This is a genomic window from Acinetobacter ihumii, assembly GCF_900625095.1.
GTDB classification, from domain to species: domain Bacteria; phylum Pseudomonadota; class Gammaproteobacteria; order Pseudomonadales; family Moraxellaceae; genus Acinetobacter; species Acinetobacter ihumii.
In genome coordinates, this window is the sequence record NZ_LR130760.1 from 2,975,284 (window position 1) to 2,989,126 (window position 13,843).

11 protein-coding genes are annotated in these 13,843 nt (G+C 44.4%); all 11 read left to right on the top strand.

Annotated elements, in window-relative coordinates; genetic code table 11:
* The first annotated feature begins 82 nt into the window (after window positions 1-82).
* From nuoC to nuoN, 11 genes are read left to right on the top strand one after another with little or no spacing between them, the layout of a single operon-like run.
* A complete protein-coding gene (nuoC, locus tag E0D95_RS13990) occupies window positions 83-1,870 on the top strand; it encodes an NADH-quinone oxidoreductase subunit C/D (RefSeq protein ID WP_004987402.1) in 1,788 nt (595 codons plus the stop codon).
* Window positions 1,871-1,882: 12 nt separating this feature from the next.
* Window positions 1,883-2,392: an NADH-quinone oxidoreductase subunit NuoE gene (gene nuoE, locus E0D95_RS13995; RefSeq protein WP_004987397.1), complete on the top strand. Its 510-nt coding sequence runs from the start codon at window positions 1,883-1,885 to the stop codon at window positions 2,390-2,392.
* Entirely contained in the window at window positions 2,389-3,720 is a 1,332-nt protein-coding gene (gene nuoF / locus E0D95_RS14000; RefSeq protein WP_004987395.1) for an NADH-quinone oxidoreductase subunit NuoF, read from the top strand. Before nuoE ends, nuoF begins: the two co-directional genes overlap by 4 nt.
* A gap of 11 nt (window positions 3,721-3,731) precedes the next feature.
* Window positions 3,732-6,413, top strand: coding sequence for an NADH-quinone oxidoreductase subunit NuoG (gene nuoG / locus E0D95_RS14005; protein ID WP_004987393.1), 2,682 nt, complete (start codon window positions 3,732-3,734; stop codon window positions 6,411-6,413).
* 3 nt (window positions 6,414-6,416) lie between these two features.
* Window positions 6,417-7,433 (top strand): NADH-quinone oxidoreductase subunit NuoH, encoded by a 1,017-nt coding sequence (nuoH, locus tag E0D95_RS14010; RefSeq protein WP_004987391.1) that lies wholly within the window; start codon window positions 6,417-6,419, stop codon window positions 7,431-7,433.
* A gap of 18 nt (window positions 7,434-7,451) precedes the next feature.
* A complete protein-coding gene (nuoI, locus tag E0D95_RS14015; protein ID WP_004987388.1) occupies window positions 7,452-7,994 on the top strand; it encodes an NADH-quinone oxidoreductase subunit NuoI in 543 nt (180 codons plus the stop codon).
* On the top strand, window positions 7,994-8,509 hold the full coding sequence (nuoJ, locus tag E0D95_RS14020; protein WP_171063253.1) for an NADH-quinone oxidoreductase subunit J: 516 nt from the start codon (window positions 7,994-7,996) through the stop codon (window positions 8,507-8,509). The genes nuoI and nuoJ overlap by 1 nt, the downstream gene beginning before the upstream one ends.
* A gap of 2 nt (window positions 8,510-8,511) precedes the next feature.
* Window positions 8,512-8,820: an NADH-quinone oxidoreductase subunit NuoK gene (gene nuoK, locus E0D95_RS14025; protein ID WP_004987386.1), complete on the top strand. Its 309-nt coding sequence runs from the start codon at window positions 8,512-8,514 to the stop codon at window positions 8,818-8,820.
* Window positions 8,817-10,712, top strand: a complete 1,896-nt coding sequence (gene nuoL, locus E0D95_RS14030) for an NADH-quinone oxidoreductase subunit L (RefSeq protein WP_004987385.1) — start codon at window positions 8,817-8,819, stop codon at window positions 10,710-10,712. Before nuoK ends, nuoL begins: the two co-directional genes overlap by 4 nt.
* A gap of 1 nt (window position 10,713) precedes the next feature.
* The gene (gene nuoM / locus E0D95_RS14035) at window positions 10,714-12,321 is read left to right on the top strand and encodes an NADH-quinone oxidoreductase subunit M (RefSeq protein WP_130804580.1); all 1,608 of its coding nucleotides are present in this window, start codon (window positions 10,714-10,716) and stop codon (window positions 12,319-12,321) included.
* 3 nt (window positions 12,322-12,324) lie between these two features.
* The gene (gene nuoN / locus E0D95_RS14040) at window positions 12,325-13,821 is read left to right on the top strand and encodes an NADH-quinone oxidoreductase subunit NuoN (RefSeq protein WP_130804582.1); all 1,497 of its coding nucleotides are present in this window, start codon (window positions 12,325-12,327) and stop codon (window positions 13,819-13,821) included.
* Window positions 13,822-13,843: the final 22 nt, after the last annotated feature.

Below are 13,843 nucleotides of genomic sequence, written 5' to 3' on the forward strand. Positions count from 1 at the left end.
CATGATGAAGTTTTGATATATCGACTGGATATGTTTCATCAGAAAAATTGACTGAATTTGTATTAAATAGGAAGCCAAGCCAATGGCTGAAACTGACATTGCTATGCCAGAATCGACTCCAGTTGATTCACGCCCAGCATTTGCAATTGTAGAGGAACTCCAAACCAAGTTTGGTGAAAACTTCTACGTGCAACCGACTTGTGAAGAGTTTCCGACTGTCTGGGTTGAGCGCGCACGCGTACAAGATGTACTGATGTTTTTGCGTAAAGTAGAACGTCCTTATGTGATGTTGTTTGACTTATCGGCGGTGGATGAGCGTTTACGTACCCACCGTGATGGTTTACCTGCATCTGATTTCACGGTGTTCTATCACTTATTATCATTAGAACGTAATAGTGATATTCGTATCAAAGTGGCGCTGAACGAGAATGATATTAACATTCCAACAGCCACCAATATTTGGCCAAATGCCAACTGGTACGAACGTGAAGCTTACGATATGTTTGGGATCAATTTCGAAGGGCATCCGATGCTACGTCGAATTTTGTTACCAACTTATTGGGAAGGGCATCCACTGCGTAAAGAATATTCTGCACGTGCGACCGAATATACCCCGTATATGCAGAACAAAGCCAAGCAGGATTTTGAACAGGAACATTTACGTTTTGTCCCAGAAGATTGGGGATTAAAACGTGGAAATGCCGATGAGGATTTCATGTTCCTGAACTTGGGTCCTAACCATCCATCTGCACATGGTGCGTTCCGTGTGGTGTTACAGTTAGATGGTGAAGAAGTCAAAGACTGTGTGCCTGATATCGGTTATCACCATCGTGGTGTGGAAAAGATGGCTGAGCGTCAAACTTGGCACTCGTTCATTCCCTATACCGACCGTGTGGACTACTTGGGCGGTTGTGCGCAAAACATGCCTTATGTCATGGGCGTTGAGCAGCTTGCGGGTATTAAAGTGCCTGAACGTGCGCAATGTATCCGTGTCATGATGTCGGAATTGTTCCGTATCAACAACCACTTGTTATATATCGGTACGGCGATTCAGGATGCGGGTGGTATGACCCCAGTATTCTATATGTTTGCCGATCGTCAAAAAATCTATGACGCGATTGAAGCGATCACAGGTTTCCGTATGCATCCTGCGTGGTTCCGTATCGGTGGAACAGCACATGACCTTCCAAACAACTGGCAAAAACTGATTCGTGACATTCTCGAATGGATGCCAAAGCGTTTGAAGGAATATCATACTGCTGCACTTAAAAACTCAGTATTTGAAGGTCGTACCCGTAATGTTGCTCAATATGATGCAAAATCTGCATTGGCTTGGGGAATAACAGGCACTGGTTTACGCGCCACAGGTATTGACTTTGATGTGCGTAAATATCGTCCATACAGTGGTTATGAAAATTACGATTTTGAAGTACCACTTGAGTATGAAGGCGATGCCTATGCTCGTGTCATGGTGCATTATCGCGAAATCGAAGAATCGCTCAAAATCGTGAAACAATGTCTGGATAATATGCCATCTGGTCCGTATAAAGCGGATCATCCTCTGGCAGTTCCACCACCGAAAGATAAAACCCTGCAAGATATTGAAACTCTGATTACGCACTTCTTAAGTGTGTCATGGGGGCCTGTCATGCCAGCGGGTGAAGCATCTGTGATGGCGGAAGTGGTGAAAGGTGCGTCTAACTATTATTTGACGTCTGATAAATCAACCATGAGTTATCGTACTCGTATTCGTACACCGACCTTTACCCATCTACAGCAAATTCCATCTGTGATTAACGGTAGTCTGGTTTCAGACTTGATCATTTATCTGGCAACCATTGATGTGGTTATGGCCGACGTGGATCGCTAAGGGGTACGCATTATGATGATTTTGACTGATAAAAAGCCACGTGTGAATGTTGAAGGGATTTTGACTGCGGATGAAATCCACGAAATAGAACATCACATTGATCACTATCCGTATCCACGTGCGGCATCATTGGATGCACTGAAGTGCGTACAACGCCGTAATGGCTGGGTAGATGATGCACAGATGAATGCAATCGCGCAGTTATTAACGATTAGCGTTGCAGATTTGGAAGGTGTGGCGACATTTTATAACCGTATTTATCGCCAACCTGTGGGTCGTCACGTAATTTTATTGTGTGACTCGATTGCCTGCTTCTTGATGGGTGCTGAAACTTTGGCTGAAGCGTTCCAACGTGAGCTGGGTATTCAGTATGGTCAAACCACGCAAGATGGCCGTTTTACCTTATTACCCATTTGCTGTTTAGGTAATTGTGATAAAGGCCCAACACTTATGATTGATGAAGATACCCATGGTTTGGTAGATGTATCTTCGGTCAAACAGTTATTGGAGAAGTATGTATGAATACTGAACCAAAACCGATTTATGGCGAAGGTAATCCAGAAACTCATCCACTGACTTGGCGTTTGAGTAAACAGGAACATGTCCGCAATGCCGATGATTACGAAGCTTTAGAGGGTTATCAAGGCTTTAAGAAAGCCATTGAAATGAAACCTGCGGAAGTTTTGGAAGTCATTAAAGCAGCAACGGTCAAAGGCCGTGGTGGTGCAGGTTTCCCAGCAGGGATTAAATGGTCGCTCATGGCACCGAATGATGGTGGTCCACGCTATCTCATCTGTAATGCCGATGAAATGGAACCCGGTACATTCAAAGACCGTTTGTTGATGGAACGTCTTCCGCACCAATTGATTGAAGGCATGTTGATCGCTGCTTATACCTTAGAGGCAACGCAGGGTTATATCTTTATTCGTGGTGAATATATTGAAGCGGCTCAATACTTAAATGAAGCTTTGGAACAAGTTCGTGCCAAAGGTTATTTGGGTGACAATATTCTGGATACAGGCTGGAATTTTGAGCTGTTTGTGCATACAGGTGCTGGCCGTTATATCTGTGGTGAAGAAACTGCATTGATTAACTCGCTAGAAGGTCGTCGTGCTAATCCACGGACTAAACCGCCATTCCCGCAAGTTGCAGGAGCATGGGGGCGTCCAACCATCGTCAATAACGTCGAAACTTATAACAACTTACCCGCGATCATGTTACGTGGTCCTGAGTGGTATATCGGTTTGTCTGCGGGTAAATCCAAAGATCCAGGTACTAAAATTTATGGTGCCTCAGGTAAAGTTAAATTCCCAGGACTTTGGGAGTTGCCATTTGGTACGACTGCGCGTGAAGTGATTGAAGACTACGCGGGTGGTATGCGTGATGGTCTGAAACTTAAAGCATGGTTACCGGGTGGTGCATCCACTGACTTTTTAGCAGCTGAGCATATTGATCTTCCGATGGATTCTGAAAGCATCATGAAAGCAGGTTCGCGTTTAGGTACGTGCTTGTTGATGGTGGTGGATGAAACCCAATGTATGGTTTCTGCGGTACGTAACCTTGAAGAGTTCTTTGCGCGTGAATCATGTGGCTGGTGTACACCATGCCGTGATGGTTTACCTTGGGCGGTCAAAGCACTGAAAGCACTTGAAAATGGTGAAGGCAAGATGGAAGACATCGAGCATTTGTCTGAACTCACCAAAAAGTTGTGGATCGGTAAGACCTTCTGTGCCCACGCACCGGGTGCGATGGAGCCGCTTATGGGCGCACTCAAATATTTCCGTAGCGAGTTTGAAGCAAAAGTGACCAATCGTCCTGTTGCCCAAGCCAGTCACGTAGAACAAGTTTAAGGAATTCGACTATGGCTACAATTCATGTCGATGGAAAATCATATGAAGTCAATGGGTCAGAAAACCTGCTACAAGCATGTTTGTCCCTAGGCATCGACATTCCATATTTTTGTTGGCATCCATCCTTAGGTTCTGTGGGTTCATGTCGTCAATGTGCGGTGACTCAGTATGCAAATGCTGACGATACCCGTGGACGTTTAGTGATGTCATGTATGACACCCGCGGCTGACAATACGTTTATTTCAATCGAAGATAAAGAAGCGGTTGATTTTCGTGAGTCAGTGGTTGAATTTTTAATGACCAACCACCCGCACGACTGTCCAGTTTGTGAAGAAGGTGGTCACTGTCATTTACAAGATATGACCGTAATGACAGGTCATGACCGTCGTCGCTATCGCTTTACCAAACGTACGCACTATAACCAAGAGTTGGGTTCATTTATTGCACATGAAATGAACCGTTGTATCGCGTGTTATCGTTGTGTGCGTTACTACAAAGACTACGCAGGCGGGACTGACTTTGGTGTCTATGCCAATGCATCGCGTGTGTACTTTGGTCGTCCAGAGTCTGGCACTTTGGAGTCTGAATTTTCAGGTAACCTGACAGAAGTTTGTCCAACAGGTGTATTTACCGATAAAACTCACTCTGAACGTTATAACCGTAAATGGGATATGCAGTATGCACCAAGCGTGTGTCAGGGCTGTTCTTCAGGTTGTAACATTTCTCCGGGTGAGCGTTATGGTGAATTGCGCCGTGTAGAAAACCGTTTTAACGGTGAGGTCAATCAGTACTTCCTCTGCGATAAAGGTCGCTTTGGTACGGGTTATGTGAACCGTGCAGATCGTCCGCGTCAGCCACAGTTCCGTGTCGGTGAAGCGGTCAGTTCAGTTTCAGTTGATCAGGCACTGGATGAAGTCATTGTAAAACTTCAAGGTAAAAAAGTACTGGGAATCGGTTCTCCACGTGCCAGCCTTGAATCGAACTATGCATTACGTGAGCTAGTCGGACAGGAAAACTACTCAACAGGCCTGTCGCAAAAAGAGCAAAATCTGGTTGAACTTGCGGCTTCAATCATGCAAACCGAGGGTGTTTACAACCCGAATATGCGTGAAGTCGAAAGCTATGATGCAGTACTGATTTTAGGTGAAGACCTCACTCAAACTGCACCGCGTATGGCATTATCCGTTCGTCAAGCAGCGAAAAATAAAGCCAAACAAATGGCGGCGGATCGTCGTACTCCAGACTGGTTAGCAGAACCTGTACAACGTATTGGTCAGGATGAGAAATCTCCGATTTATATTTTGGCAGCGACTCAAACTCGCTTAGCGGATGTCGCAACAGGTGAAGTAGTTGCATCACCAAACGACATCGCGCGTCTTGGTTTTGCAATTGCGGCAGCTGTGAAAGGTGAAACCCTGAATGGTCTAGATGATGATGCCAAAGCCTTTGCTCAAAGTATTGCTGACAGCTTAAAAGCTGCGAAAAAACCTTTGGTGATTTCGGGTACAAGCTTACAAGATCCAGCGATTATGGAAGCGGCTGCGCAAGTCGCACAAAATCTAGGCAATGCTGGTCTTACACTGACTGTGCCTGAAGTGAACTCAATGGGTCTGGCATTGTTTGGTGGTCAAAGCTTAGAACAAGCCTTTGCACAAGATTATGACACTGTCGTGATCGTGGAAAATGACTTATTCCGTCGTTTACCTGCACCTCAAGTCAAAGCTGCTCTTGCCAAAGCGCAAACCGTAATTGTGTTGGATCACAGTGAAACTGAGACTGTGAAACAGGCCGATATCGTGCTTTCAGCGGCAAGTTTTGCTGAGGGTGATGGTACAGTGGTGAGTCAGGAAGGTCGTGCGCAACGTTTCTACCAAGTTTATGATCCAAGCTATTACAAGCCAGAGTATGCGATCAAAGAATCATGGCGTTGGTTACATGCTATTGAAACAGGACTCAACGGTAAAGTGATTAACTGGACTTTACTGGATGATGTGATTGAATCTGTGGTGAAAAATGTTCCTGTGCTTGAAGCGATTCAGGACGTTGCACCAGATGCAGGCTACCGTGTTCATGGTTTAAAAATTGCGCGTGAACCGCGTCGTTATTCAGGTCGTACCGCACTTCGTGCACCAATTTCTGTACATGAACCAAAACAACCTGTGGATGTCGATTCAGCTTTAACTTTCTCGATGGAAGGTTATGTGGGTCCACAAAAAGCATCATCATTGGTTCCATTTGCATGGGCACCGGGTTGGAACTCGCCACAATCTTGGAATAAATACCAAGATGAAGTCGGTGGTCACTTGAAAGGTGGCGACTCAGGTATTCGTTTATTTGATCGTTTACCAAAACGTCCTGCACGTAGCTTTGTTGCACCAGCAGCGATTACGGTCAATCCTGAAAGTTTCCGTCTGGTTCCAATGCATCACATTTTTGCATCGGGTGAATTTACCATTAAGACACCTGCCATGCAGTCTCGTATTCCTGAAGCCACTTTTGCTTTGGGTGAACAAGATGCAACTCGTTTGAATCTCAAAGATGGTGAACGTATTTCATTACAAGCGGGTGAAACCACAGTGAGCTTACCTGTTCAGGTGATTGAATATTTACCAACGGGTTATATCGGTTATCCAATTGGTTTGGCACCGACGGTGTCTTTGGCTGAACCTGTATCAGTCGCGGTAGGAGTGTAATTCATGCAACAAGAAATTATGCGTCAAACACCGCTTTGGGCTGAGAACTGGCCAATTGCTTATGCTGTGGTTCAAGCGATTGTGATTATGCTGGTAGTGGTTGTGATTGCAGCTTTAATGTCATTTATTGAACGTCGTCTTTTGGCACTCTGGCAAGACCGTTATGGTCCTAATCGTGTAGGGCCAGGCGGTATGTTTCAGATCGTGGCAGATATGCTGAAGATCATGTTCAAGGAAGACTGGACACCAAAGTTTGCCGATAAATTGACCTTTCGTATGGCACCAGCAGTGGCAATGGCAACTGCGGTACTGTCATTTATGGTGATTCCAATCAGTCCGACGCTTGGCGTTGCGGACATGAGTATTGGTCTATTGTTCTTTATGGCAATGGCGGGTATTGCAGTTTATGCCGTGCTGTTTGGTGGTTGGTCATCAAACAACAAATACTCGTTACTGGGTGGTTTACGTTCTGCGGCTCAAACCATTTCTTATGAAGTGTTTTTGGGTATTTCCCTGATGGGCGTTGTTGCCATCGCAGGTTCATTTAACCTGCGTGAAATTGTGGAAGCGCAACGCGATGTTTGGTTTATCATTCCGCAGTTTATTGGCTTTATGGTATTTGTGATCGCGGGTGTTGCGGTCACGCATCGTCATCCATTTGACCAACCAGAAGCTGAACAAGAATTGGCTGAAGGTTATCACGTTGAATATGGTGGTATGAAGTGGGGCATGTTCTTCGTTGCAGAATATGTGAATATCGTACTGATTTCTGCCTTGATCGTGACCTTATTCTTTGGTGGTTGGCTTGCGCCATTTAACCTTGAAATTCCGTTTGTTCCGCCTGTGTTCTGGTTCATTATTAAAACAGCGTTTTTTATGATGATGTTTATTTTGGCTCGTGGTTCTTTAATGCGTCCGCGTTATGACCAAGTCATGAATTTTGGTTGGAAAATTTGTTTGCCGCTGGCGTTAGTCAACTTACTCGTGACTGGTGCTGTGATTCTGATGAATCAGGCCTAAGACAGCAGGGAGTACAAAATGTATAAAGTTCTAGCTGGAGTTGGGTCAATCGTTCGTACCTTGTGGATGGTATTTACCCACATTACGCGTAAACGAGACACAATTCTTTATCCTGAAGTCCCAGCAGAGGAAATTGTACCGCCTCGCTATCGTGGCCGTATTATTCTGACTCGTGATCCAGACGGTGAAGAGCGCTGCGTGGCATGTAACTTGTGTGCAGTGGCTTGTCCAGTCGGCTGTATTTCACTGCAAAAAGCAGAAAAAGAAGACGGACGCTGGTATCCAGAATTTTTCCGTATCAACTTCTCTCGTTGTATTTTCTGTGGCATGTGTGAAGAGGCGTGTCCAACGACCGCGATTCAGCTTACTCCTGACTTTGAGTTAGGTGAGTACGTGCGTCAGGACTTGGTTTATGAAAAAGAAAATCTATTGATTTCTGGTCCAGGTAAATATCCTGACTATAACTTCTACCGTGTTGCGGGTATGGCAATTGATGGTAAAGGTAAAGGTCAAGCGCAAAAAGAAAGTGCACCTATCGATGTACGGAGTTTATTACCATGATGTGGCCATTTTATTTGATGGCTCTCGTGGCCATTGTCTCTACGATTCGTGTGGTGACCAATGCGAATCCTGTACATGCTTTACTCAGTCTGATTGTTTCATTACTTGCAGTAGCGGGTATCTTCATGATCGTGGGTGCGCCATTTGCTGGTGCGCTTGAAGTGATTGTTTATGCTGGTGCAATTATGGTTCTGTTCGTCTTTGTGGTGATGATGCTGAATTTAGGTCAGCATACTGTGGAACAAGAACGTAAGTGGTTGAGCTCTGAAACATGGGCAGTTCCAGCACTGATGAGCTTTCTGCTCGGTTTGACTTTGGTCTGGATGTTATCAAGTGATTACACGGTACCGGGACAAGTCATGGGTCGTGAAGTGATCGGTCCAAAAGCAGTCGGTCAAGCTTTGTTTACTCATTATTTATTATTGGTTGAAGTTGCCGCGATGTTATTGCTTGCAGCATTAGTTGCAGCATTCCACTTAGGTAAACGTGAACCAAGTGCAGAAGGGGAACTATAACAATGGGCAATATCCCTTTAGAACATGGTTTGATTGTTGCAACCATTCTTTTTGCACTGGGTTTTTACGGTGTAATGGTGCGACGCAATCTTCTCTTTATGTTGATGAGCCTTGAAATCATGATGAATGCTGCGGCATTGGCATTTGTTTTAGCAGGAAGTGCATGGGCACAACCTGATGGTCAGATTATGTTTATCCTGATTTTGACTCTTGCTGCGGCAGAGGCTTGTATTGGTCTTGCGATTGTCCTTCAGTTTTACCATCGCTTCCACCATCTGGATGTGGATGCTGCTAGTGAGATGCGCGGATGAGTACTTTATATTTAACGATTCTTTTTCCGCTGATCGGTTTTATTTTATTAGCGGTAGGGCGCGACAAGCTCTCTGAAAATGTCGCAGCCATTATTGGTGTCGGCTCGGTTGGACTCTCTGCATTGTTTGCTCTCATTGCCGGACTTGCATTTACCAGCAGTGGACAACCATTTTTTGTCCAACATTTGTGGACTTGGTTTAATGTCGGTGGTTTTGCACCGGGTATTACGCTATATCTCGATGGTTTGTCATTACTGATGACAGGCATGATTACGGGTGTGGGTTTCCTCATCCATATCTTTGCTTCATGGTATATGCGCGGCGAAGAAGGCTATGCGCGTTTCTTCTCATATTTCAACCTGTTTGTTGCCAGCATGTTGGTGTTGGTGCTTGGCGATAACTTGGCGTTATTGTTCTTGGGTTGGGAAGGCGTCGGTCTGTGCTCATATCTATTGATTGGATTTTATTATTCAAATCCAGACAATGGCTGGGCTGCGATCAAGGCATTTACAGTGACACGTGTTGGTGACGTATTTTTACTTATTGCATTGTTCCTGCTTTATCAACAGTTTGGTACGTTAAATACGCATTATATCGTTGAAAATGCGGCGACAGTGATGACACAAAGCTCATCGCTTTCAATCTGGACCGCTTTAATGTTGTTCTTGGGTGCGGCAGGTAAATCTGCGCAGATTCCATTACAAACATGGTTGGCCGATGCGATGGCAGGCCCTACGCCTGTTTCAGCACTTATCCACGCTGCAACGATGGTGACAGCGGGTGTCTATCTGACCAGTCGTATGCATAGCGTGATTGAAATGGCGCCAGCAGTGATGCAATTCATTTCAATTACAGGTGCTGTAACTTTGCTCGTCGCAGGTTTTGCAGCATTGGTTCAAACCGATATCAAACGTATTTTGGCTTACTCAACGATGAGTCAGTTGGGTTATATGTTTATGGCAGTGGGTGCAGAAGCCTATCAGGCAGGTCTGTTCCATATGTTGGCTCACGCATTCTTTAAAGCGTTATTGTTCTTATCTTCTGGTGCAGTGATTTTAGCGTGTCATCATGAACAAAACATTTTCAAGATGGGTGGTTTGCGTAAAAAGATTCCATTTGTATTCTGGTGTTTTGTCATCGGCGGCGGTGCACTTGCTGCGCTTCCAATCGTGACCATTGGCTTCTTCTCTAAAGATGCGATCTTAGGCGCAGTTTATGCACAATCTGTGATTGCAAACTTACCACTTTACAATACCTTGTATTGGGTCGGGGTTGCAGGTGCATTCTTAACGTCTATTTATACTTTCCGTTTAATCTGGGTGGTATTTTTTGGCGAAGAAAAAACAGAAGCACATGCTATTCATGGTGTGACTTACTGGGGACCTTTGGCTATTCTTGCATTCTTATCGACAGGTTTCGGTTACTTCTTACAAGCTCCAGTTTTGAAGCTTTTAAGCAGTGCTAATATTCCAAGTTTTGTGATTCCAGAAAGTTTGGAAGCTGCGGTTTCTCACGCAGAACATTTGGCAAGCGGTATTGCGATTGCGGGTTTAATCGTAGGAATCTTGTTGTTTGTATTTGCTTACGCGGCAGTTAAATCTTTTGCTCAAAGTGGTTTGGGTTCAGGTTTAGTGCATATTTGTCGTACTGCATTTGGTTTTGATGCCTTGTATAACATCGTGTTTGTAAAACCTTATTTGTTTATAGCAAGACTTTTAGGTCGAGATCCAATCGATAGCATGTGGCTGGTATTGCCTGCCTTAGTGAAAGGCGGCAACAAATTTACGAGTTCACGTCAAACTGGTTTAGTGCGTGAATACGCTTCCAGTATGTCGCTTGGTGTCGTCGTGCTGTTGATGATCCTTATCGTTATTCAGGTGGTGGGGAAATAAAATGGAAAACAATTTAATTTTACCCGCGCTGATTTTAGTTCCTTTCATTGCTGGTTTTGTTTGCTGGTTGGTCGACAAGCTCGATCAGCATTTACCGCGCTGGATTGCCTTAATTGGTATGCTCGTGACTTTGGGATTGACACTTGCACTATGGCAAAGTGGTCAATTTCATTATGAGCTTGGTGCTCGAGTTCCAACGTGGTCAGCAGAGTTTAATCTTCCTTGGATTCAGACTTTAGGGATTAATATCCATCTTGCTATTGATGGTTTATCACTCTTGATGGTTGGCCTGACTGCACTACTGGGTGTTTTGGCAGTTGGTTGTTCATGGGGTGAAATCCAGAAAAATGTCGGTTTCTTCCATCTAAACCTTTTATGGTCTTTGGGTGGCGTGATCGGGGTTTTCCTTGCAGTTGATTTGTTCTTGTTCTTCTTCTTCTGGGAGATGATGCTGGTTCCAATCTACTTCCTGATCGCACTATGGGGTCACCGTGGTGCAGACGGAAAATCACGTGTCTATGCGGCTACCAAGTTTTTCCTTTATACCCAGATTGCAGGTTTAATCATGCTGATTGGTATTCTGGGTCTGGTGGTCTATGGCTACATGATGACAGGTTCGATCGGATTTGATTACAACTACTTGCTTGCAGTCGCCAATACACTTGATCAGCAAGCACCTGCGGTTGCTTATGCCTTTATGATCTGTATGTTTATTGGTTTTGCAGTGAAATTACCTGTATTTCCACTGCATGGCTGGTTACCCGATGCGCATGCTCAGGCACCGACCGCGGGTTCAGTAGACTTGGCAGGTATCCTGATCAAAACTGCTGCCTATGGCTTGCTTCGTTTTGTCATTCCATTCTTTCCAGCGGCATCTGCACAGTTCGCGGATATTGCCATTATTTTTGGTTTGATTGGTATTTTCTACGGCGCATGGTGTGCTTATCAACAAACAGATATGAAACGTTTGTTGGCATATACCTCTATTTCGCACATGGGCTTTGTATTGCTCGCGATTTATGCAGGCAATATTTTGACCTATCAAGGTCTGATGATCATGATGCTGGCACATGGTTTGTCATCTGCGGCACTGTTCATTATGTCTGGTCAGGTGTATGAACGTTTGCATACGCGCGATTTGCGTTTGATGGGTGGTTTACGTGGTCAACTTCAGTATTTGCCTTTCTTCCTGATGTTCTTTGTTGCAGCATTGGTTGGTATTCCGGGCTTAGGTAACTTTATTGGTGAATTCCTGATCTTGATGGGTTCATTCAACAAATATCCTGCGTTCACCATTATTGCTGCGGTCAGTCTGGTATTTGCTGGTCTTTATGGTCTGATTCTGATCCACCGTGCATTATTTGGTACACCTAATCCTGAACAACAACAGCATTACACTCAGCCACTTAAAGATTTGAGTCTGCGTGAGTTGGGCATTTTAATGGTGTGCTTAATTGGTTTGGTCTGGTTAGGTCTATATCCACAAACCTTCCTTGATATATCACACTCAAGCATGCAGTGGTTAGCCAATAGCTATACTCCTGTACAACCTGTGGTTGATCTTAGTCAACAGACGGTGACTCAGCTTAGTAATGTGGAGATCCAATAAGCCATGAACTTCACAATGTCTTTTTCTCAGCTTATGCCTTTGGCACCCGTGATGATTGTGGCGTTGACCGCAGTTGTCGTGATGATCCTCATTGCAATTAAACGTAATCATAATTTAATTGCAACGGCTTCAGTGGTTGGCTTAAACCTTGCTGCGGCTTATATTCTTTTAACCATGTTTGGCGGCCATTTTGTTCCTGCCAATGTCATGGGTATGTTTATGATAGATCCGTTTACACTGATTTATCAGCTACTTATCATTGTTGCTGCATTGGCATGCTGTACCTTGTCTCATGCATATATTGAAAACTATCAGGATAAGCGCGAAGAACTGTATTTATTGCTGCTGATTTCGGTATCAGGTGCAATGCTGATGGTTGCAAGTGCACATTATGCATCGTTCTTCATTAGCCTTGAGCTTATGTCGATTCCGATGTACGGTTTGCTTGCCTATACGTATCAACGTAGCCATTCGCTTGAAGCAGGCGTGAAGTATCTTGTACTTTCTGCAACTGCATCTGCCATGTTGTTGATGGGTATGGCTTATATTTATGCGTATACAGGTTCATTGTCTTTTTATGATTCTGTGCAGGCGTTATTTAATGCCATTCGCCAACCAATGGTGATTTTGGGCTTAGGTTTAATTATTTTTGCTGTGGCATTTAAACTTTCTTTGGCTCCATTTCACAAATGGACGCCAGATGTATATTCAGGTGCCCCAGCTCCGATAGCTACCTTTTTGGCAACTGCTGCAAAGGTTGCCACCATTGGTTTGTTCGTGCGTTATATGTTGACTTCAGGTGCAATCTTGGTCGATTCATTGATCACGATTTTAACCATCATTGCTGTGTTATCAATCTTGGTCGGTAACTTATTGGCAGTACGTCAAGTCAACTTGAAACGCATTTTGGGTTATTCATCGATTGCCCACTTTGGTTATTTGTTAATTGCCTTGATTAGCATGACTTATGCAAGCTTGGGAAGTGTCACAGTTTATGTGGTGACTTACGTTTTAACGACTATTGGTGCATTTGGTGCAGTGGCTTTGATGTCAAGCCCATATAACAATGTTGATGAAGCAGAAAGTCTTGCGGACTATCGTGGTTTGTTCTGGCGTCGTCCTGTATTAACGGCAACATTAACTGTCATGATGTTGTCTTTGGCTGGTATTCCATTGACTGCGGGCTTTATTGGTAAGTTCCTTGTGGTGATGGCTGCGGTCACGACGCAACACTGGTTCCTTGCGGCCATGATTATTGTGGGTAGTGGTATCGGTTTATATTACTACTTACGTGTGATGGTGGTCATGTACATGACACCACCTGATGTGCCACGTATCGATGCGGATAAGCATTGGGGACAAAAAGTGGGTGGAATCATGGTCTTGGCTGCGGCTGCACTGGTTCTAATTATTGGTATTTATCCTGATCCAATTATTAAGCTGGCACTTGAAGGCGAGATTTTATCTCCATTGCATTTTGTGTTATCACAGCAACACTAAGTTCGCGTTTTAACAAAAAAAC